The 21870-nt window shown below is 65.1% G+C and carries 13 protein-coding genes; 7 read left to right on the top strand and 6 right to left on the bottom strand.

The annotated features are described in order from the left end of the window. Window positions 1-40: 40 nt before the first annotated feature. The 3 genes from ASE70_RS15350 to ASE70_RS20005 all read right to left on the bottom strand — a co-directional run bounded on the left by ASE70_RS15350 (window position 41) and on the right by ASE70_RS20005 (window position 6932). Window positions 41-2533, bottom strand: a complete 2493-nt coding sequence (locus tag ASE70_RS15350) for a TonB-dependent receptor (RefSeq protein ID WP_056506577.1) — start codon at window positions 2531-2533, stop codon at window positions 41-43. A 152-nt stretch (window positions 2534-2685) separates the two neighbouring features. Next, window positions 2686-4824, bottom strand: a complete 2139-nt coding sequence (ligA, locus tag ASE70_RS15345) for an NAD-dependent DNA ligase LigA (protein ID WP_056506573.1) — start codon at window positions 4822-4824, stop codon at window positions 2686-2688. Window positions 4825-4883: 59 nt separating this feature from the next. Further along, a complete protein-coding gene (locus ASE70_RS20005) occupies window positions 4884-6932 on the bottom strand; it encodes an EAL domain-containing protein (protein WP_162235997.1) in 2049 nt (682 codons plus the stop codon). Between the two features lie 117 nt (window positions 6933-7049). On the opposite strand from ASE70_RS20005, the gene ASE70_RS20000 reads away from it, so the two are divergent. Next, the gene (locus ASE70_RS20000; protein ID WP_056395654.1) at window positions 7050-8570 is read left to right on the top strand and encodes a fumarate hydratase; all 1521 of its coding nucleotides are present in this window, start codon (window positions 7050-7052) and stop codon (window positions 8568-8570) included. Window positions 8571-8946: 376 nt separating this feature from the next. Here the strand turns inward: ASE70_RS20000 and ASE70_RS15330 are convergent, their stop codons facing one another. From ASE70_RS15330 to otsB, 3 genes are read right to left on the bottom strand one after another with little or no spacing between them, the layout of a single operon-like run. Beyond that, entirely contained in the window at window positions 8947-10329 is a 1383-nt protein-coding gene (locus tag ASE70_RS15330) for an alpha,alpha-trehalose-phosphate synthase (UDP-forming) (protein ID WP_056506567.1), read from the bottom strand. Continuing rightward, window positions 10326-12122: a glycoside hydrolase family 15 protein gene (locus ASE70_RS15325; RefSeq protein WP_056506564.1), complete on the bottom strand. Its 1797-nt coding sequence runs from the start codon at window positions 12120-12122 to the stop codon at window positions 10326-10328. Before ASE70_RS15325 ends, ASE70_RS15330 begins: the two co-directional genes overlap by 4 nt. After that, complete coding sequence (otsB, locus tag ASE70_RS15320) at window positions 12119-12862, bottom strand: trehalose-phosphatase (protein ID WP_056506561.1); 744 nt, start codon at window positions 12860-12862, stop codon at window positions 12119-12121. Before otsB ends, ASE70_RS15325 begins: the two co-directional genes overlap by 4 nt. Before the next feature lie 164 nt (window positions 12863-13026). On the opposite strand from otsB, the gene ASE70_RS15315 reads away from it, so the two are divergent. From ASE70_RS15315 to ASE70_RS15290, 6 genes are all read left to right on the top strand, one after another. Beyond that, window positions 13027-13329 carry a GIY-YIG nuclease family protein gene (locus ASE70_RS15315; protein ID WP_056506556.1) on the top strand — a complete coding sequence of 101 codons (303 nt, stop codon included), beginning with the start codon at window positions 13027-13029 and terminating at the stop codon, window positions 13327-13329. A gap of 235 nt (window positions 13330-13564) precedes the next feature. Then, on the top strand, window positions 13565-14440 hold the full coding sequence (gene folD / locus ASE70_RS15310) for a bifunctional methylenetetrahydrofolate dehydrogenase/methenyltetrahydrofolate cyclohydrolase FolD (protein ID WP_056506554.1): 876 nt from the start codon (window positions 13565-13567) through the stop codon (window positions 14438-14440). Next, window positions 14437-15057, top strand: a complete 621-nt coding sequence (locus tag ASE70_RS15305; protein WP_056506549.1) for a MarC family protein — start codon at window positions 14437-14439, stop codon at window positions 15055-15057. Before folD ends, ASE70_RS15305 begins: the two co-directional genes overlap by 4 nt. A gap of 171 nt (window positions 15058-15228) precedes the next feature. Further along, on the top strand, window positions 15229-18240 hold the full coding sequence (locus ASE70_RS15300; RefSeq protein WP_235519985.1) for a TonB-dependent receptor domain-containing protein: 3012 nt from the start codon (window positions 15229-15231) through the stop codon (window positions 18238-18240). A gap of 458 nt (window positions 18241-18698) precedes the next feature. Then, the gene (locus ASE70_RS15295; RefSeq protein WP_235512097.1) at window positions 18699-21578 is read left to right on the top strand and encodes a TonB-dependent receptor plug domain-containing protein; all 2880 of its coding nucleotides are present in this window, start codon (window positions 18699-18701) and stop codon (window positions 21576-21578) included. Between the two features lie 56 nt (window positions 21579-21634). Continuing rightward, the gene (locus ASE70_RS15290; protein ID WP_156347248.1) at window positions 21635-21853 is read left to right on the top strand and encodes a hypothetical protein; all 219 of its coding nucleotides are present in this window, start codon (window positions 21635-21637) and stop codon (window positions 21851-21853) included. The last annotated feature ends 17 nt before the right edge of the window (window positions 21854-21870 follow it).

Genomic DNA, 21870 nt, shown 5'->3' with positions numbered 1-21870 from the left:
TTGCCGGGACGGCGGTTCGCGTCGGTTGGTCCGGTTGGCTTTAGAAGCCGACGATCAGCGAACCGATGACCGCGCGCGGCGGACCGAAGTTGACGAACGCCGTGCCGGCACCGGTCAGGCTGCCCGGGAACGAGCCGACATAGAATTCGTCGAACAGGTTCGTGACGTTCAGCTGCAACGCGGTCTTCGGCAGGCCGACGCTGGCCAACGAGTAGCGGACGTCGAGATCGACGACGGTGTAGCCGTTGAATTCCACCGTGTTGATATCGTTCAGAAAACGTTCGCTGGTGTACTTGGCCTGCGCGCCGAGATCGAAATCGCCGAGCGACGCCTGTACGCGACCACCGGCCAGCCATTCCGGCGCACCGCGTTCACGCTTGCCGGCGGTCGGGAAGAACGTCGTCGCGCCCGAACGGACGTCGTTGACGATTTCCGAGCCGATGTACGATCCGAACGCATAGAGCAGGATTTCGCGAACCGGACGGTAGGAGACGCTGGCGTCCACGCCGTACTTCTTCACGTCACCAAGGTTGGTGTCGATGTTGCAATCGCATTCGATGTTGTACGCCGACACCAGACGGTTCTTGTACTGCGAATACCACGGCGTGATCGCGGCCTGAACCTTGCTCGACGTGTAGCGGAAGCCGGCGTCGAAGCTGTCCGAGGTTTCCGCTGCCGGGTTGGCGGCGGCCGTGCCGGTCGGGGCGTACAGCGAGTTGTACAGCGCATCGGTGCCGGGGACCGACACGTTCTTCGAATAGTTCACAGCGAAGCTGAATGCCGGCGTGAAGTTGTAGGTCATGCCGACGTTCGGCGTGAACTGGCTGTAGTTCAGCGTACGCGACACCGGTGCCGCCGCGCCGCTGGGACGGCCATTGGCCGCGACCCGATAGGGGTTGGCGGCAATATACGCCGCGACGTTGCCGCCCGACGGGCAATCGACGTTGCCGTTGCTGGCGGTAGTGAAGCAATACTGGTTGAGGTCGCGCGTGAAGAAGCGTCCGCTGCCGCCGATCAGGACGGTCAGGGTCTCGTCGAAGAACCGTCCGCGATATTCGGCACCGACCAGATGCAGGGTAGCAGTCGAGCGGCGGTCGCGCTTGTTCGGCACGGCGCCATTCGCGTCCGACAGCGGGTCGTTCGATGCGAACACGTCAAACGGTTCGCCATTGCTGAACAGGCCGCCGCCTTCGCCGGTCTGGCGATGGCTGGCGGTATCCAGCGCATAGTTCACGCGGACGCGGTTGTTGGCGTCGAACTCGTACGCGAGGTTGACGATCGCGTTATAGCGGTCGGTACGCGTCTGGCTGGGGTTGAGGATTAGCACGCGGTCGAGCGTGTCCGTATCACCGTTCAGGTCGCGACCGTAATAATAGGTGCCGCCGAACACGCCGGTCAGGTTGGTACCGGTACCCGAGGTGAAAAACTGTTCGCGCGCAGCGGTGACGCCGCCGCCGTTCGCCTTCACATACTGATAGCCGCCATCGACCGACAGGGTCAGTGCGTCGGACAGGTGAAACAGCGAATTCAACCGGACGTTGCCGGTGTTCGACGGGTTGTAGCGTCGTTCGAAATCGGTGCCGCAATAGTTCGACGTCGGCTCAAGCTGGGCCGTGCCGTTCACCGGCGTCACCCGGGTGCACGGATAACCGCCGGCCAGATTGTAGAAGCGGCTGGCCTTGTTCGCCTGCGCGCTGCCGGCCGTGCCGGTGAACGAGTCCGCGCGCAGCGAGGAACCGCCGAAATTGTTGCGGTTCTCGTTATAGTGGCCCGAGATCGCCACGAAGTCGCCGTTGCCGCCAATTTCCTGACGGATCTTCGCGTTGTACTGCTGCTTGTCCACCTGACCATAGTTGGCGAAGCTGGCGGCGTTGCGCGCGGTCGACGCCGCGAACCATGCCTTGGTGCCCATGCCGGTGATGTCGCCGGTCTGGATCAGTCCGAACACGCGGTGGAACGGACGGTCGCCCGCACCGTCGGCGACGATGTTGCCGTAGCTGGCGACGAGCGAAGCGCCACGTTCCTCGGTCGGGGTCAGCGTGTTGATGTTGACCGTGCCGCCGACGGCCGCGGCGGTCGGGCTGTCGACGTCGGTCGAACCGAGGTTCACGTTGACGCTTTCGAGCAGTTCGGGGTCGACCTGCTGGTTCGAATACAGCGCATAGTTGCCCGAATCGTTCAGCGGCAGACCGTCGAAGGTCTGCGCGATACGGCTCGAATCGAACCCGCGGATGCTGAACGAGCCGCCCGACGAACCGAACGGATCGTTATTGGTGAAGCTGACGCCGGGAACGAGGTTCAGGATCTGGTTCACGCTCTGGCCGGGCTGCTGACGCTGGATCAGTTCCTGGCTGATCTCGACCTTTGCCTTGGGCGAATCGGGAATGCGGACGCCGCCGACATCGCGGTCGGCCGAGCCGGTCACAACGATTTCGGCATCTTCGAAATCCTGCGAACCGGTTGACTGCGCGAAGGCCGAGGCCGGGAGCAGGAGCGCGGCAAAGGCCACGCCGGCATAAAGCTTGGTGTTCATAGGTCCCCCTGGAATCGCAAATGGGTGGCGCGGCTCGTACGCTGGTTCAGGCGGTGTCTTTCACCGTCCCGGTGCCAATGAACGTCCCATATTTCTATTTTGCGACAACCGGAAGCGGGGGTGTCAGTCTGTTTTGATGCGTTGCAAAAACGTCACGTCGTCACACCGGATACGATCGCCGCCCATGCCGCTTCGTCGATCACCCGGACGCCCAGTTCCTCGGCCTTGGCGCGTTTCGATCCGGCATCGGCGCCGACGACGACCAGATCGGTCCTCTTCGACACCGACCCGGCGACGCGGGCACCCAGCGCGTCGGCCTGCGCCTTGGCCTCGTCGCGGCTCAGCGTTTCGAGCTTGCCGGTGAAGACGACGGTCTTGCCGGTCAGTTCGCTCTGCGTCGTCGTATGGGCGATGTTGTCGGGGCGGACTTCGCGCAGCAGGTCGGCGACGACGTCGCGGTTATGTTTCTCGGCGAAGAAGGCGAGCAACGCGTCGGCGACTTCGGGGCCGATCCCCGCCGTCTCGACCGCGGCGACCAGCGCGCGGCCGCGGCGCAGCGTGAATTTCCGGTCGTTCTCGCCGATCGCCGGCTGGGTGATGCGGCGGACATGAAGCGCGCGGCGGATCATCGCGGCGATCCCGTTCGCCGAGGTCCAGCGGCGGGCGAGGTCGCGCGCGGTCACCTCGCCGACATGGCGGATGCCGAGCGCGAACAGGAACCGGTCGAGCCCGATCGTGCGACGCGCGTCGATCGCGGCGAGCAGCTTGGTCACGACAAGGTCGGACATACGCTCGCGCTGGACCAATGCTTCGCGGTGGGTGTGGAGGCGAAAGATGTCGGCGGGCGACGCGATCAGCCCGTCGCAGAAAAACTCCTCGACCCGCACCAGCCCCAGCCCGGCGATGTCGAACGCGTGGCGCGAGACGAAATGGATCAGCCGCTCGACCCGCTGCGCCGGGCAGACGAGGCCGCCGGTGCAGCGCACCACGACTTCGCCCTCGCCGCGCTCGGCGAGCGAGCCGCATTCGGGGCATATGGTCGGGAACGCCCAAGGATCGCGGACGTCGTCGCGGGTCAGGTTGTCGACGATCTGCGGGATGACGTCGCCGGCGCGCTGCACGACGACGCGGTCGCCGGGACGCACGCCCAGTCGCTCGATCTCATCGGCATTGTGCAGCGTGGCGTTGGTGACGACGACGCCGCCGACCGTCACCGGCTCCAGCCGCGCGACGGGGGTGAGCGCGCCGGTGCGGCCGACCTGGATATCGATCGCCTTCAGCGTGGTCTGCGCGCGTTCGGCGGCGAATTTGTGCGCGATCGCCCAGCGCGGGGCGCGGCCGACAAAGCCCAGCCGCTCCTGCCAGTCGAGGCGGTCGAGCTTGTAGACGACGCCGTCGATATCGAACGGCAGGTCGGCGCGTGCCGCCTCGATCGCGCGATAGACGGCGAGCGCCTTGGTCGCCCCTTCGCAGCGCTGGAACGCGTCGGCGATCGGGAACCCCCAGTCCTTGAGCGCCGCGACGACGCCGGCTTGGGTGTCGGCGGGGAGGGCGGTGACCTCGCCCCAGCCATGCGCGAGGAATTTGAGCGGGCGCGCGGCGGTGACGGCGGCGTCCTTTTGCCGAAGCGATCCGGCGGCGGCGTTGCGCGGGTTGGCGAACTGGCGCGCCTTGGCCGGATCGATCGCATCGGCCAGCAGGCGGGCGTTGAGCGCCGCGAAGTCGTCCTTCGCCATATAGACCTCGCCACGCACCTCGAACACGTCGGGCGCGGTGGCGGGCAGCGTCTGGGGAATGTCGGCGATGGTCGCGACATTGGCGGTCACGTCCTCCCCGACAGCGCCGTCGCCGCGGGTCAGCGCGCGGACCAGCCGGCGACCTTCGTAGCGCAGGGATGCGGACAGGCCGTCGATCTTCGGCTCGGCGGTCAGCGATACGGCTTCATCGTCGGACAGGCGCAGGAAGCGGCGGATGCTGGCGACGAATTCGGCGACGTCCGCATCGGCGAAGGCGTTGTTGAGGCTCAGCATCGGCCGGGCATGAGCGACCTTTGCCAGATGCCCCGACGGCGCGGTGCCGACCCGCAGCGAGGGGGAGTCGGTGCGGACCAGCGTCGGAAACGCCGCCTCGATCGCGCGATTGCGCCGGACCAGCGTGTCATACTCGGCATCGGTCAGCACCGGCGCGTCCGCCCCGTGATAGGCGGCATCCGCCTCGGCGATCCGTTCGGCCAGTTCGGCCAGTTCGGCGGCGGCTTCGGCTGGCGTGGCGGGCAGGGGGGGCGTGGTCATGTCCGGATCGCTACCCGGTCGGCGGGCCGGCGATCAAGGGGAAGGGCGGCGTCGGCGCGTCATTCCTTGCGGCGGATGGTCACGCGGCGTTCGACCACGATCGGGCGGTCGAAATGAAGGCCGGCGCGGCCGTCCTCCGCCCAGCGGATCGTCGCGGCCGCCCAGTGGCCGCCGCCGGTATCGATCCGGACGACCGATCCGATCGCGGCTTCGCCGAAATCGACGAGGTCGATCAGCGCGCCGGTGGTCGACAGGTCGCGAATGCGGGCCGGACGGCTGCGACCACCCAGTTCGATCGTGGTCGATCGCAGCATCCGTGTCCGTGCCGCGCGTTCGGCCTTCGGCCCCTGCGGGCTCAACGCGCCGCCATCGGCCGACAACCGCGCGGCGGCGGTGGCCCCGTCGAGCGGCGCGCCATAGACCGGCCCCTGTACGTCGGTGCAGCCAAGGTCGCGGAGTACCGCCAGCTCGTCATGATATTCGATGCCCCGCGCCGTCGTCGCGATGCCGAGCTGTTCGGCAAGCGTCACGATCGAGCGGACCACGGCGGCGTTGCGCCCTTCGGGATCGCTGACGCCGCGCACGAACGACCGGTCGATCTTGATCCGGTCGAAGGGCACGCGGCGCAGGCAGGTCATCGACGCCTGTCCCGCCCCGAAATCGTCGAGGGCAAGGCAGATGCCGATCCCCTGCAACGCCGCGAAGGTCGCGATGGCGGCGGGCAGGTCGCGCAGCACGCTGGCCTCCGCGATGCTCAGTTCCAGCCGCTCGGCGGGCAGGCCGGCGCGGGCGACGGCATTGGTCAGGATCGCGGTCAGCGCCGGATCGGCCAGTTGCGCGCCCGACAACGGGACCGACAGCCGCGTGGCTTCCGGCCATGACGCCGCATCGTGACAGGCGGTGCGCAGGACCCATTCGCCGATCTGCCCGGTCAGCTTGCATTCCTCCGCCACGCCGAGGAAATCCTGCGGCGGCACGGTGCCGCGCGTCGGATGGTCCCAGCGTACCAGCGCCTCGAACCCGGTGATCCGCCCGTCCGCCAGCGCGACGACCGGTTGATAGACGATGCGCAACTGGTCGCGCGACAGCGCGACGCGCAGGTCGTCGGCCATCTGCTGGCGCGATCGGGCACCGTCCAATAGCGCATCGTGGAAGAAGCGGTGGACGCCGCGTCCGGCATCCTTGGCGGCATAGAGCGCGAGGTCGGCGTGGCTGACCAGCGCGTCGGGGGTCGCCCCGTCGTCGGGCGACACGGCGATGCCGATCGAACAGCCGATCGATACCGTATGGCCGCTCAGGAAATAGGGTTGCGACAGCGACGCGATGATCGCCTGCGCCAGCGTCGCCATCTGCGTCCGGTTGCCCATCCGCGGCAGGACGACCTGAAATTCGTCGCCGCCCAGCCGCCCGACCAGCCCGGCATCGTCGACGACGCGGAGCAGCCGTTCGGCGACCTGCTTCAGGAGAGCATCGCCGACCGGATGGCCGAGCGTATCGTTCACCGCCTTGAACCGGTCGAGATCGAGCAGGAACAGCGCGGTGCCGTCATAGCCCGGCTGCGCCAGCGTCTGTTCGAGCGAGATGTGCATCCGCTGGCGATTGGCGAGGCCGGTCAGGCTGTCGAACAGTGCGAGGCGCGTGATCTCCGCATCCGATTCGCGCACCGCCGCCATGTCGGTGCCGGTGCCGACGAACCCTTCGAACCGGCCGAACGGATCGGTGAACGGGCTGCCCGATACGCTCCAGCTCCAGTCGCGATCGCCGGGAATGGCCGGGGTGACGGCATAGTCGGTGAAGGCGGTACGCGCCGACAGGTGGAAGGCGAGCGTGCGTTCCGGATCGTCGCGTCCGGATTCGCCCCCGGCGATCCGCAACAGGTCGGCCAGCACGGCACCGACCGGGTCGATATCGGCCGCGGCGAATACGTTTGCGATCTTGTCGCTCAGATAGGCGACGCGGCCGTTGCGATCGGTCTGCCAGAACCAGTTCGGGCCGTGATCCTCCGCCTCGCGCAACAGCCGGACGGCACGCTCGGCGGACAGGCCGGTCGAATCGTCGGGCCGCTGTACCCACGATCGCAACGTCGCCTTCATTCCGCCGATCGCCAACTGCCCGTCCCTTGCTGTGTCGGGGCGATGATAGCGGCGCAACGTGAACGAATTCTTTGCACGCGGTCGCTTCCTGCCTGTAGGGCAGAATGGAAAACGAACGATATGGACCTGCAGATGACCGTCACCATCACCGAAGCCGATCTGATCGACAGCGTCGCCGATGCGCTGCAGTTCATCAGCTATTACCATCCGATGGATTACATCCGCGCGCTGGGGGAGGCCTATGCCGCCGAAACCTCGCCGGCCGCCAAGGACGCGATCGCGCAGATCCTGACCAACAGCCGGATGTGTGCCGAGGGGCATCGCCCGATCTGTCAGGATACCGGCATCGTCACCGTGTTCGTGAAGTGGGGGCAGGATTGTCGCCTCGACAGCGACCGGTCGTTGCAGGAGGTCGTCGACGAAGGCGTCCGCCGCGCCTATCTCCACCCCGAGAACAAGCTGCGCGCGTCGATCCTCGCCGATCCGGCGTTCACCCGGCGCAATACCAAGGACAATACCCCGTCGGTGCTGCACGTCGAAATGGTGCCGGGGACCAAGGTGCATGTTGATGTCGCGGCCAAGGGTGGCGGCTCGGAAAACAAGTCCAAGTTCAAGATGATGAACCCCAGCGATTCGATCGTCGACTGGGTATTGGAGATGATCCCGCAAATGGGCGCGGGCTGGTGTCCGCCGGGCATGATCGGCATCGGCATCGGCGGCACCGCCGAAAAGGCGATGCTGCTGGCCAAGGAATCGCTGATGGCCCCGATCGATATGGGCCAGTTGAAGGAACGTGGGGCCCAGACCGATATCGAGGCGCTGCGGATCGAGTTGATGGACAAGGTCAATGCGCTCGGCATCGGCGCACAGGGACTGGGTGGGCTGTCGACGGTGCTCGACGTGAAGATCCTCGACTGGCCGACGCACGCCGCGTCGAAGCCCGTCGCGATGATCCCCAACTGTGCCGCGACCCGCCACGCGCATTTCACGCTGGACGGCAGCGGCCCGGCCTATCTCGAACAGCCGAACCTTGCCGACTGGCCCGACGTCAACTGGACCCCGGACAAGGCGGCGATCCGCGTCGACCTCGATACGCTGACCCCCGACGTCGTTGCGACATGGAAGCATGGCGACCGGTTGCTGTTGAACGGCAAGATGCTGACCGGTCGCGATGCCGCACACAAGCGGATCGCCGACATGCTGGCGAAGGGCGAGGAGTTGCCCGTCGATTTCCGTGGGCGCGTGATCTATTATGTCGGGCCGGTCGATCCGGTCGGCGAGGAAGTGGTCGGCCCGGCCGGTCCCACCACCGCCACCCGCATGGACAAGTTCACCCGCATGATGCTCGATCAGGGGCTGCTGGCGATGGTCGGCAAGGCCGAACGCGGTGCCGATGCGACCAAGGCGATCGCCGAGCGCAAGTCGGCGTATCTGATGGCGGTCGGCGGCGCGGCCTATCTGGTCGCGCGCGCTATCAAGGGGTCGAAGGTCGTCGGGTTCGCGGACCTTGGCATGGAAGCGATCTACGAGTTCGAGGTGCAGGACTTCCCGGTCACGGTCGCGGTGGATAGCGAAGGGCAGAACGTCCACCACCTCGCCCCGCTGGTGTGGCGCGAAAAGATCGCGAAGGAGCGGTTGCTCGAGGGGGCGTAATCGCTGGCGGGTGTGCGTAACGCCCCCTCCGTCATTCCCGCGACGGCCGGGGATCCATATGCGCTGACGTTGCGGTTCGATCTGCGCGTGTTGCGGCTATGGGTTCCCGCCAGCGCGGGAACGACGATGAAACCGGGCGATGCGTTCCCTCGCTAACACCGTCATCCTGGCGAAGGCCGGGATCCACCGCGCCGCACGACCGACGACGTTGGCGCTTGCGGAACCTTGGATCCCGGCCTTCGCCGGGATGACGGGGTTGGTGTTTGCCGCAACCATCGTCACCCCAGCGAAGGCTGGGGTCTCCCGGTTGGAGCACAAGGCAGGAGCCGCACGAGACCCCAGCCTTCGCTGGGGTGACGTCCTTGTCGGCGGGCCGCTACCCCTCATTCGTCTCCGCCGTCAGCGCATCGATGAACCGCTTGCGCCACCAGATCACATCCTCGTCGACGACATTGTCGATCATCGCCTGCCACCGCTCGATCCGTTCGGCGCGGGGCATGCGCAGTGCCTTGTCGATCGCGTCGGCCATGTCCTCGGCGCTGTACGGGTTGACCATCAGTGCGCCGACCGACAGCTGCTGTGCCGCCCCGGCAAAGCGTGACAGGACCAGCACACCCGGATCGCGCGGGTCCTGCGCCGCGACATATTCCTTCGCGACCAGGTTCATGCCGTCGCGCAAGGGGGTCACCAGCCCGATACGGGCGGCCCGATAGATGCCGGCCAGCACCTCGCGCGGATAGCCCTTGTTCACATAACGGATCGGCACCCAGTCGGTATCGGCATAGGCACCGTTGATCCGGCCCGATTGCTGTTCGAGGGTGTTGCGGATGTCGCGATACGTCTGCACCGCGGTCCGCGACGGCGGCGCGATCTGGAGCAGATAGACCAGCGCGCGGCGATCGGGATGGTTCTGGAGGAACCGTTCGTAACCGGCGAAGCGTTCGGGCAGCCCCTTCGAATAATCGAGCCGGTCGACGCCGACGATCAGGCTGCGTCCGACCGCGCTTTCGAGCTGGTTGAGCTGCGCCGCGCGCGCCACCGGGCCGGAGGCACCGGCGATGAAGTCCTTCGCCTCGATCCCGATCGGGCAGCTGATCGCGCAGATGGTGCGTCCGCCGACGGTGACCCGGTTGCCGTCGATCGTCCCGTCCATCTCCTCGCGGACATAGTTGAAGAAGCTGTCGAGCCATTCCTCGTTCTGGAACCCGACCACGTCATAGGCGAACAGCGCCTCGACCATGCGGCGATGATCGGGCAGCGCGGTCAGCAGCCGGCGCGGCGGCCACGGAATGTGCAGGAAGAAACCGATGCGGTTGGTGATCCCCTGCTGCCGCAGCACCCAGCCGAGCGGGATCATGTGATAGTCATGGACCCAGATCAGGTCGTCGGGCTCGATATGCGGGCCGATGCGCTCGCCGAACACCCGGTTGACGCGTTCATAACCGCCCTGAAAATCGCGTTCGAACTCGGTCAGGTCGAGGCGGTAGTGGAACAGCGGCCACAGCGTCCGGTTGGCGTAACCGTCATAATATTCCTCGACGTCCTGCTCGGACAGATCCATCACCGCACTGGTGACGCCGCCATAGGTCTGGAACCGCAGCTCGCGATTGTCGCTGGTCTCGCCCGACCAGCCGAACCAGATGCCGTCCTCTTCCGCCAATGCGGCGTTGAGCGCGACGGCCAGTCCGCCCTGCGCCCCGCCGCCGGTGCCGGGCTGGGGAGCCTGCACCCGGTTCGAGATGACGATCAATCGGCTCATCGTACGACATTCCATGACTTGCTCAGCAGGACGGCGGAATTGATCATGCCGACCAGCGAGTAGGTTTGGGGATAATTGCCCCACAGTTCCCCGGTTTCGGGGTCGATATCCTCGGACAGCAACCCGGCGGGCGTGCAGCGCGACAGCATTTCCTCCAGCAATTCGCGCGCATCCTCGTCGCGGCCGGTCGCGTGCAGCGCCTCGATCAGCCAGAAGGTGCAGACGTTGAACGCGGTGTGCGGCAGGCCGAAATCATCCTCGATCGCATAGCGCAGCATGTGGCTGCCGCGCCGCAGCCCCTTCTCCACCGCCTCCAGCGTGCCGATGAAGCGCGGGTCGCTGGGTTCGAGGAAGCGCAGGTCGAGCAGCTGGATGATGCTGGCGTCGAGATCGTCGCCGCCGAAGGTTGCCGACATGCGGTTCGTCTCCGGCCGCCAAGCCTCGCGCTCGATCTTGGTCCGCATCGCGGTCGCCCGGTCGCGCCAGAAGATCTCGCGGTCGCTCAATCCCAGCGTGCCGGCGACATTGGCCAGCCGGTCGCACGCCGCCCAGCACATCGCGGCGCTATAGGTGTGGACATGGCTCTTGGTGCGCAACTCCCACAGGCCGGCATCGGGCTTGTCATAGGCTTCCCATGCCCGCTCGCCGATCGGCTCCAGCGCCTCGAAATCGGCTTGCTTGCCGACGCGGAACAGCCGCTGGTCGAAAAATCCCTGCGCATTCGACAGGATGATCTGGCCGTACGCGTCGTGCTGGACCTGTTCATAGGCCTGGTTGCCGACGCGCACCGGCCCCATGCCGCGATAGCCGTCGAGCCCCTCGGCCTCGCGCTCGACCAGCGTCGCTTCGCCACCGACGCCATAGAGTGGCTGGATCTGCCCGTCGGCGGCATTGTCGACGATGTTGCGCAGATATTCGAGATACCCCTCCAGCACGTCGAGCGCGCCCAGCCGGTTGAGCGCCTGCACCGTGTAATAGGCGTCGCGAATCCAGCAGTAGCGATAGTCCCAGTTGCGCCCGCTATCGGCATGTTCGGGGATCGACGTGGTCAGCGCGGCGACGATCGCGCCGGTTTCCTCATGCTGGCACAGTTTCAGCGTGATCGCGCTGCGGATCACCGCCTGCTGCCATTCGACCGGCGTGGCGAGACCGCGGACCCAGTGACGCCATTCGTCGATCGTGTTCTTCAGCATCCGTTCGATCGATGCCGGGATTTCGTCCGAGAAGCTCTCGTCCGGCCCGAGGAAGAAATGCAGCGTGCGTTCGACGCGGAACAGCCGTTCGTCCTCGATCCAGCCGACCGGTGCGCTGGTCGTCAGGCGGATCGCCTCGCCATCGAGCAGATAGCGGATATGGTTCGACCCGCGGGTGCGCGGGGCGGGGGCGCTGCCCCAGTCGATCGACGGGCGCAGGCGCATACGGATGCGCGGCGAGCCCGACAGCGGCCGCACGATCCGGCAAAAGGCGACGGGGCGATACATCCGGTCGTGCCGTTTGAAGCGCGGACAGAAGTCGACGACCTCGACCGCATTGCCCGCCGCATCGGTATGGCGGGTGACCAGTACCGGCGTATTGCGGATATAGCTCTGCTCGGTCTCGACGCAGCCGTCGAGGTCGACCTCCCAAAAGCCATAGGCGCCGTCCGATCCGCGCCGCCGGTCGTCGAGGAGCGACGAAAACGCCGGATCGCCATCGACGCGCGGCAGGCACCCCCAGACGAACCGTCCGTTGCGGTCGACCAGCGCCGATACCTGACAATTCCCGATCGGCCACAGGTCCATCGTCGCGGTCATGCGTTATTCTCCAGCCAGTCGAGGAAGGAAGCGACATCGTCGAGGCGATAGGTCGCAGCGGTATCGCGCATGGCTCCGATCAGGATGCCCGCTCCGCCATGGTGCGCCGCAACGACCATGCCCGGCTCGTCGGTCAAATCGTCGCCGACGAAGATCGGCGGATGCCCGGCAAACGGCGCGCTCTCGCACAGCGTCGCGATCGCCGTGCCCTTGTCATGGCCGTCCATGCGCAATTCGATCATCATCTTGCCGGCCTGCGTCGTCAGCCCGTCGCGCTGTGCGAAGGCATCGACGAGCGCATGCGCCTCCTGTTCGACGTCGGGAGCGCCGCGATAATGGATCGCGACGCCCAGTGTCTTGATCTCGATCACGACGCGCGGGTCGTCGCCGAACCGATCCGAAAACGCACGCTCGGCCGCGGTCAGGCCGGCCGGGCGGTCGGGCAGCAGGGTGGTGCCCCCGGCGGGCCGGATTTCGGCGCCGTGGCTGCCGACGACCGCATAGTCGGCGATGGTCCGTCCCAGAAAGCCGTCAATCTGCTCGACCGACCGCCCACTGACGATCGCGACCCGCCCGTCCAGTCGCCGGGCCAGTCGTTGCAGCAGCGCGTGCAGATCGTCGCCGACCACCACCCCATCGGGGCGATCAGCCAGTTCGACCAGCGTGCCGTCGAAATCGAGGAACAGACCGGCATCGTCGAGCAGGCCGGCGGGCGGAGCGGGAAGGTCTTGGTACGACATCGTGCCGATGAACGCGGCGTGATGGTGAATCGTTTCGCAGGTGCAGTGTATTTTGGGTGGGGGAGGCCCGGAGAAGAGCGTCTTCCCAATCGGGGAAGGGGCCACCCCACCCAACACGTCACCCCGGGCTTGACCCGGGGTCCCGCTTCTTCTCTTATTCGTCGATGGGCAGCGAGGGGCGAGGCGGCTGGGTCTACATCATGGCCGACCGCTATCGTGGGGCAACCTATGTCGGCGTGACCGCCGACCTCGCCACCCGCATCCACCAGCACGGCACCGGCGGCGGCTCGGCGCACTGTGCGAAGTACAGTCTCAACCGTCTGGTCTGGGCCGAACGGGGTGACGACATGCTCGCCTGCATCGCCCATGAAAAACGCATGAAGCGCTGGCGCCGCGAATGGAAGTTCGACCTGATCGAACGCGGCAATCCCGAATGGCGCGATCTTTCCGCAACCCTTGTCGGTTAAGAAGCGGGGCCCCGGGTCAAGCCCGGGGCGACACAAGGAGTGGTAACCGGAGGTTCGAGCGACCGTCAGCGGCTGATGGCCATGGCGCAGGACCAAGACACATTTCCGTCACCCCGGGCTTGACCCGGGGTCCTGCTTTTTCTTTCTCCATGAGAAAAACCAAAAAGCCACGCGGCGCAAGCTACCGCCAACCAAGGACTGGCGAACCCCACCGCCACCCACTACACACACCGCCATGACAGCCCGGATCATCGACGGAAAAGCCTTCGCCGCCCAGTTGCGCGCGCGCGTCGCCACCCATGCCGCTACGTTCGCGCAGAGCGCCGGGCGACCCGTCGGCCTCGCCGTGGTGCTGGTCGGCGAGGATGCCGCCTCCGCCGTCTATGTCCGGTCGAAGGGGAAGGCGACGCGCGAAGCGGGCATGGCCAGCTTCGAACATCGCCTGTCGGCGGACGTGTCGCAGGACGAACTGATCGCGCTGGTCGAGCAACTGAATGCCGATCCGGCGGTCGACGGCATTCTGGTGCAATTGCCGCTGCCAAGGCACCTCGACAGCGATGCAGTCCTGCTGACGATCGATCCCGACAAGGACGTCGATGGCTTTCACCCGGCCAATGTCGGGCGGTTGGCGACCGGCTTGCCGGGGATGGTGCCGTGCACGCCCTATGGCTGCCTGCTTTTGCTGCGCGATGAGCTGGGTGACCTGTCGGGCAAGGAAGCGGTCGTCGTCGGCCGGTCGAACATCGTCGGCAAGCCGATGGCAGCGTTGCTGACCGCCGAAAGCTGCACGGTCACCATCGCCCATTCGCGGACCCATGATCTGCCGGGGCATGTCGCGCGCGCCGATATCGTCGTCGCCGCGGTCGGACGCGCCAATTTCGTCGAGGGGGCATGGCTGAAGCCCGGTGCGACGGTAATCGACGTCGGCATCAACCGCACCGAAGACGGGCTGGTCGGCGATGTAGACTTCGCCGGCGCGCTGTCGGTCGCCGGCGCGATCACGCCGGTGCCGGGCGGGGTCGGACCGATGACCATCGCCTGCCTGCTGCGCAATACGCTGGTCGCCGCGCACCGGCGTGAGGGCCTGCCGTTCGACGACGGCGCGCTATGATCGAGCTGTTCGTCTCGTCGCTGATTACCTTTTTCGTGGTGATCGATCCGCCGGGCTGCGCGCCGATCTATGCCGGGCTGACCACCGGTGCGTCCGACGTGCAGCGTCGCGCGATGGCGATCCGCGCGGTCGGCATCGCCACCGCGATCCTCGTCGTCTTCGCGCTGTTTGGACAGGCGCTGCTCAAGGCACTGGGCATCAGCCTCGACAGTTTCCGCATCGCGGGCGGCATCATGCTGTTCCTGATCGCGCTGGAAATGGTGTTCGAAAAACGCACCCAGCGCCGCGAGGACCGCGCGCAGAAGATCATCGAGACCGATGAGGTCGAGGATGTCTCGACCTTCCCCATGGCGATGCCGATGATCGCAGGGCCGGGATCGATCGCGTCGGTGATGCTGCTGATGAGTCAGGTCGGCGACTGGACCGCGCGGGCGGTGGTACTGGGCGCGCTGGGGTCGATCCTGCTGCTGACGCTGATCGCGTTGCTGGCGGCGGGACCGCTGATGAAACTGCTCGGCGCGCGGATCGAGGCGGTGATTACCCGGCTGCTCGGCGTGCTGCTGGCGGCACTCGCGGCGCAGTTCGTGATCGACGGCTTGCGGGCCAGCTTTCTGTAAAAACCAGAAAGTGTTGCGGAATAGTTACAGCTGATATGTAATTTCCAGATTGCGTATACCTGTATTTGCAAATCCTCTTGTATCGACGGATACTTGGCCATGTTCGAGCCGCCCGTTGCGCGGCGCGACTGATTGGAACGCCCGTCAGGGTTTAAGGGGATTGCTGCTTCCATGATTGCTTTGTCGATGCGCACGTCGTTGCGCCGCGGAACCGCTTTGTCCGCGCTCGCCGCTGCCAGTGCCGGTCTGTTCGCCGTGCCGGCTTCTGCACAGGAAGTCGCGCCGGCCGGTACCACCGTGCCGACCCCGGCGAATCCGGCCGAGGATACGTCGCAGGACATCATCGTCACCGGCTCGATCCTGCGCGGCACCGATAGCGGCATTTCGCCGGTCACCACGCTGACCACCGAAAACCTCGACGCGCGCGGCATCAACACCGTGCAGGACGCGATCCAGTTGCTGTCGTCGAACAACGGCCCGGCACTGACCAACTCGTTCACCGCCAACGGCGCGTTCGCCGGCGGTGCATCGGCCGTGTCGCTGCGCGGCCTGTCGACCAGTTCGACGCTCGTGCTGTTCGACGGCCTGCGCGCTGCATACTATCCGCTTGCCGATGACGGTTCACGCAACTTTGTCGACCTGAACACGATCCCCGACGACATCGTCGAGCGCGTCGACGTGCTTCGCGACGGTGCTTCGTCGAGCTACGGCGCCGACGCGATCGCCGGTGTGGTCAACATCATCACCAAGCGTTCGGTTAAAGGTATCTCGGGTCGCGCCGAAGCCGGTATTGCCGAGGGTGGCTATGCCGCGAACCAGCGTCTGACGCTGACCGCCGGCACCGGCGATCTCGATGAACAGGGCTACAACGCCTATATCAGCGGTTTCTATTTCCGCAGCGAAGGCGTCGCGAACAAGGACCTTCGCGGAGTTTTCGCGACCGACGATCAGCGCAGCATCGGCGGCCCGAACGGGATTCTGAACGGCCGTAACGACGCCGGGGAGCTTAACGGCTTCGCGACCAATGGCAGCACCTTCTACTATCGCCCGGGGAACAGCGGCCGCTATCGCATCCTGAACCCGATTGCAGGCTGTTTCGGCGGACCGTCGGTCACGCCGACCGCCGCAGACCTCGCCCGCACCAACTCGACGGGTGCCCAGGTCAATCCGACCCTGCCGACCAGCAACGTCTGCCAGGAAGACCTTACCTACAATTACGGCAACGTGACGCCGGACATCGAACGCTTCGGCGGTTCGGCGCGCTTCACCGCGAAGCTGGGTGACACGTCGGAAGCGTATCTGTCGGTCAACTTCCAGCAGACCACGTCGAGCTATTATGGCGCACCCGGCACGATCCGCGGGAATGCGCCGACCGGCATCCTGTTCCCGCAGTTCTCGACCGCATCGAACGCTGCCCGGTTTGCGGCCGGTTCGGCGATCCTGACGCTGCCGGTGTTCGTCTGTGCCGCGCGTGTGAACTGCAATGCGACCAACGGCGTCCGCAACCCGAACAACCCGTTCGCATCGGTCGACCAGACGGTTGAGATCATCGGCCGCAATCAGGAGCGTCAGTATAACGAGACGCGCAGCCGCGTATATCGTGCGGCGTTCGGCTTGAACGGCACGATCTTCAACGATATCGACTATAACTTCAACGCGACGGCGATGCACACCGATCTGCGTCGTCTGCAGGATGGCTATGTCTATATCCAGAACCTGCTGAACGTCATTGCCGACGGGTCGTACAACTTCGTCAATCCCGGCCAGAATTCGCAGGCGGTGCGCGATTACGTGACGCCGGTGAACATCACCGACACGTCGTCGGATCTGTATCAGGCGCAGGTCACTTTCTCGAAGTCGCTGTTCAACCTGCCGGGTGGCCCCGTCCAGCTCGGCGTCGGCGGATCGGTCTTCTACGAAGCGGTCAACGCGCCCAGCGCCAACCCTGACACCAACGGCCCGACGCAGCGCTACTTCACGATCAATGCGTTCGGTACCGAAGGCAATCGCACCGTCAGCTCGGCTTTTGCCGAGGTTCAGGCACCGGTGTTCGATCAGCTCGATGTGAACCTGTCGGGACGCTATGACCATTATTCGACCGGTCAGGGCAATTTCTCGCCAAAGGCAGGTGCGCGGTTCACCCCGTTCCGCCAGCTGTCGATCCGCGGAACGTGGTCGCGCGGTTTCCGTATCCCGAGCTTCGCCGAAGCCAACGCGCTGCCGACGACGGGCTATGTCACCCAGTCGATCACCGCGGTCCCGGCCAACTTCCGCGCGCAGTATGGCGCGGCATGCGCCACCGACGCGACGGCACCGCAGGCCTGCCCGAACTATCTGACGACCTATTCGATCGGGTCGACGACGTTGGCTTCGCCGAATCTGGAACCCGAAAAGTCGCGCAGCTTCACCGCCGGCATTCAGTTGACGCCGATCCCGAACTTCACCTTCTCCGTCGACTATTTCAACATCAAGAAGACGGGCGCGATCACCTCGCCATCCAACGCCGCAGCGGTCGCCGCTTATTATGCGGGCCAGCCGATCCCGGCCGGGTTCAACGTCATTGCCGACGCTCCCGACGTCAACCTGCCCAACGGTCGGCCGCGTATCGCCTTCGTCGAATCGCAGCTGATCAATTCCGACACGATCACGTCGGAAGGCATCGATTTCGGGCTGACCGGCCGCGTCGATTTCGGCGGTTTCCAGTGGCGCACCGCCGCCAATGCCAGCCTGTTGCTGGAACTCAGCACGACGTTCCCGGACGGTTCGAAGGAAACCTATGTCGACACGCTCGGCAACTTCAACCTGACGGCGGGCAACGGCACGTTCAAATGGCGCGGCAACTGGGCGAACACCTTCTCGTTCGACAAGGTCGACGTCACCGGCACCGTGAACTACGTCTCGGGGTATGACCTGTCGGCAGAGGACCAGGGCGGCAGCTATCGCGACTGTTCGCTGGCACCTGAATATGTCGACTGCCGCGTGAAGAGCTACATCACGGCCGACCTGAACGTCAGCTTCAACGTCAACGACAAGTTCACCTTCTACGTGAACGCCCTGAACGTGTTCGATCGCCTGCCGCCGATCGACGTCGTCACCTATGGCGCGCACCTTTACAACCCGGTGCAGGGCGGCAACGGCATCTTCGGCCGCAGCTTCCGTGCCGGTGCGAAGTTCGGCTTCTAGTCGCTTTCAACCTGCGAAATGGGCCGCTTCCCTTCGGGGAGGCGGCCTTTTTTATGCCGTTGACATCGTAATGTGTGAGAATCGTCCGGCCTGGCTGCTGCTCGGGTTCCCCGATGGGATGTTCTGGTCGAGGAACCCCGCCGCAACCGGGTCGGCGTCGCGCTGGGCATGACTTTACAATGCCGGCGTGGTTTGCACGTGGCTTGTATAGTCGAATGTCGAACAATCTCTATCGTGACGATCAGAGCAGTATTGGCAGCTGCAATGTTCAGCAATGTATCAGAAACATTCAGTAAATAATTACCGTTGTATCGATATTAGAAGCACTGTAACTAAAATATCACGAATTTTGCATTTGTAACGGCAGCATCTTTGAATGGTTGCGAACGAAGTTTGTCGGCGATTACTCATGGTTCGTTACGCTGCTGTGGCAGCGTGTCCGAAAGACAGGGGAAATCATGAAGCAAACCGTCCGTACCGCCTTGTTGGCATCCACGCTGATCATGGGAATTGCTACCCCAGCAGTGGCACAGGTCGCGCCAGCGGCGGATTCGACCGCACAACAGCCAGAAGCCAATGATTCCGAACAGGAAATCACTGTTACCGGTTCGCGGATTCCGCGTCCGAACCTCGAAAGCTCCAATCCCGTATCGGTGATCGGTGCGGAGGAAATCGGGTTCCGGCAGCCGACGTCGGTCGAGGCGCTGCTGCGCGACTTGCCGGGCGCGGTGCCGAACATCGGGCCGGGCGTGAACAACGGATCGAACGGGTCGGCGCAGCTCGACATCCGGGGCCTCGGCCCCAACCGCAACCTAATTCTGATCGACGGACAGCGCACCGTTCCCGCCAGCCTGGGCGGCGTGACCGACCTGAACATCATTCCGATCGCGCTGTTGCAGCGGATCGAGACGCTGACCGGCGGTGCGTCGGTGGCGTACGGCGCGGACGCGGTGGCGGGCGTCACCAATTTCATCACCCGCACCGATTTTTCCGGGGTCGATATCGGCCTGAACAGCGGCATCACCGAACGCGGCGACGGGTTCAACATGCGCGCCGACCTGACGCTGGGTGCCAACCTTGCCGACGATCGCGGCAATGTGGTGCTCAGCCTCGGCTATACGAAGGCCGATGCGATCCAGCAGGGTGAGCGTCCCTATGGCCGCGCCAGCCTCAGCTCGGTTACCGGTCGCCCGCAGGGATCGGGAACCGCCACGCCGGCGAGCATCCTCGCACCATTCACCGGGCGTGTTAATGCCCAGGGCACCGCATTCGAAGTGGGGCCGCTGTCGGACTATAACTTCAACCCGCTGAACGTCTATCAGACGCCATTCGAACGCTATAACATCTTCGGCAAGGCGAATTACGAGATCAGCGATGCGGTCGAAGTCTTCGGGCAGGGCTTTTTCACCAAGACGATCGTCGATCAGATCATCGCGCCGTCCGGCACCTTCTTTTCGAACGTCCAGCTGCCGCTCAGCAATCCGTATCTGACGCAGGCGATGCGCAACCAGCTGTGCGCTTCGAGCAACATCAATGCAGTCGATTGCGCCGCAGCGAGCGCCGCGACGAGCACGACGGCACCGGGCTATCGCGAAATCACGGCATCGATCGGCCGTCGTTTCACCGAAGCGGGGCCGCGCACGACCAGCTTCGAAACCAACACCTTCCAGGTGCAGGGCGGTGCCCGCGGCGCGCTGACCTCGACGCTCGACTGGAACATCACCGGCATCTACGGCGAATCGGAACGCACCAACACGTCGCAGGGACAGGGGACGTTGCCGCGCCTGCAACAGGCGCTGCGCGCCTTCAACACGACCGCGTGTACCGTGACGACCGGTAATTGCGTGCCGATCAACCTGTTCGGGACCGAAGGAACGCTGACCCCGGCAATGTTCAATTTCCTGAACGTCACCACCTTCAACTTCATCCAGACGTCCTTCACCTCGATTCAAGGAACCGTCGCGGGCGACCTCGGCTTTTCTAGCCCGTTCGCCGCCGAGAATATCGGTGTCGCCGTCGGTGTCGAATATCGCCGCTATGCCGGTTCGAGCGGTGGTGACGGCATCTCGTCGCAGCCGGGTGCGGTGCTGGGTGCCGGTGCGCCCGCATTGCCGATCACCGGCGAATACGACACCCGCGAAGTGTTCGGCGAACTGAACGTTCCGCTGATTTCGGACCGTCCGTTCTTCGATTCGCTGACGCTCGAAGGCGGCTTCCGATATTCGGACTATTCGTTGTCGGGCGGCAACTGGGCCTATCGGGGCGGCCTCACCTGGGCACCGGTCAGCGAACTGAAGCTGCGCGGTTCCTACGCCCGGGCGGTGCGTGCGCCGAACCTCGGCGAATTGTTCCAGCCGCAGGTCACCTTCCTGACCAACCGCGCCATCGATCCCTGCCAGGGCGCGGTCACGAACCAGGGCGTCAGCGCACTGTGCGCCGCACAGCTGGCGCTGGTCGGTGCCCCGGCCTCGCTGCTGGGTAATATTCCGGCACCGGTCGCGGGGCAGATCAACGCGACGCAGGGCGGCAATCTGGGTCTGACGCCGGAATATGCCGACACCTTCACGGTAGGCGGTGTGTTGCAGCCGAAGCTGTTCGACGGCTTCGCGCTGACGGTCGACTATTACAAGATCAAGGTTACCGATGCGATCTCGACGCCGTCGCAGGCCGATATCATCGACGGTTGCTTCAATGGCACCAACGCGGCGGCCTGCGACCTCATCCGTCGCAATCCGCTGACTGGCGGTCTGAGCGGTCCGAACGACACGACCTTCGGGCCGTTCCTGGGTCTTTCGAACCTCGGCACAATCCGGACCTCGGGCATCGATGTCGGTGCGTCGCTGCGGCAGGAACTGGGCTTTGCCCGGCTCGACCTGAACTTCCTCGGCAACTACACCTTCGACAGCCAGTTCCAGGCGACGCCGACCAGCGTCAACCGCGACTGTGTCGGGCTGTACAGCGTGTCGTGTGCGTCGATCCAGCCGGAATATAGCTGGAACCTCCGGGGAACGCTTTCCTTCGAAGGCGGCACCGTGACGTCGCTGCGCTGGAAGCATCTGAGCGAGAGCAATGTCGAACCGGCCAGCTCCGGCGGTCCGGCATCGGTGTTCGCCGCGTATCGCCGGATCCCCGCGTTCAACTATCTCGATCTGACGCTGCAGCAGGCGGTGGGTGACACCATGACGTTCACCTTCACCGTGACCAACCTGCTCGACAAGGACCCGCCGATCGTCGGCAACACGATCGGTTCGACAGCCTTCAACAGCGGCAATACCTATCCGAGCACCTACGACCCGATCGGTCGACGCTTCAATGTGGGCGTAAACCTGCGGTTCTGATGGCATCGGGGGCGCGGCCGATCGGTCGCGTCCCATTTTTTCGGGAAGGTCATGCGATGCTCCTGTTTCTGCTGCTCCAGGCGGCACCCGTCGCCACCGCGACACCGGCGGCCGGTGATCCGGACAAGCTGATTTGCCGGCGGGAGGCGGTAACCGGCACCCATGCGCGTCGGCGTAAGGTTTGCCACACGCGTGCCGATTGGAATCGCATGGCGGAAACCGCGCGCACAGTCGGCAACGAATTGCGCACGGTGCCACAGTCGTCGCAAAATTGACCGGCGGGGGAGCGATC

It is taken from the genome of Sphingomonas sp. Leaf22 (assembly GCF_001421715.1).
Classification (GTDB): Bacteria; Pseudomonadota; Alphaproteobacteria; order Sphingomonadales; family Sphingomonadaceae; genus Sphingomonas.
The sequence above is the reverse complement of the archived record's forward strand: the minus strand, read 5'-3'. Positions and strand labels throughout refer to the sequence as shown.

What these genes read in the sequence shown, in the direction of transcription:
- ASE70_RS15290 (WP_156347248.1), top strand. Translation starts at nt 21,635, where the DNA reads ATGCTCCTGTTTCTGCTGCTCCAGGCGGCACCCGTCGCCACCGCGACA.
- ASE70_RS20000 (WP_056395654.1), top strand. Translation starts at nt 7,050, where the DNA reads ATGACCGTCACCATCACCGAAGCCGATCTGATCGACAGCGTCGCCGAT.
- ASE70_RS15315 (WP_056506556.1), top strand. Translation starts at nt 13,027, where the DNA reads ATGGGCAGCGAGGGGCGAGGCGGCTGGGTCTACATCATGGCCGACCGC.
- folD (WP_056506554.1), top strand. Translation starts at nt 13,565, where the DNA reads ATGACAGCCCGGATCATCGACGGAAAAGCCTTCGCCGCCCAGTTGCGC.
- ASE70_RS15325 (WP_056506564.1), bottom strand. Translation starts at nt 12,122, where the DNA reads ATGACCGCGACGATGGACCTGTGGCCGATCGGGAATTGTCAGGTATCG.
- otsB (WP_056506561.1), bottom strand. Translation starts at nt 12,862, where the DNA reads ATGTCGTACCAAGACCTTCCCGCTCCGCCCGCCGGCCTGCTCGACGAT.
- ASE70_RS15300 (WP_235519985.1), top strand. Translation starts at nt 15,229, where the DNA reads ATGATTGCTTTGTCGATGCGCACGTCGTTGCGCCGCGGAACCGCTTTG.
- ASE70_RS15305 (WP_056506549.1), top strand. Translation starts at nt 14,437, where the DNA reads ATGATCGAGCTGTTCGTCTCGTCGCTGATTACCTTTTTCGTGGTGATC.
- ASE70_RS15295 (WP_235512097.1), top strand. Translation starts at nt 18,699, where the DNA reads ATGAAGCAAACCGTCCGTACCGCCTTGTTGGCATCCACGCTGATCATG.
- ASE70_RS15330 (WP_056506567.1), bottom strand. Translation starts at nt 10,329, where the DNA reads ATGAGCCGATTGATCGTCATCTCGAACCGGGTGCAGGCTCCCCAGCCC.
- ligA (WP_056506573.1), bottom strand. Translation starts at nt 4,824, where the DNA reads ATGACCACGCCCCCCCTGCCCGCCACGCCAGCCGAAGCCGCCGCCGAA.
- ASE70_RS15350 (WP_056506577.1), bottom strand. Translation starts at nt 2,533, where the DNA reads ATGAACACCAAGCTTTATGCCGGCGTGGCCTTTGCCGCGCTCCTGCTC.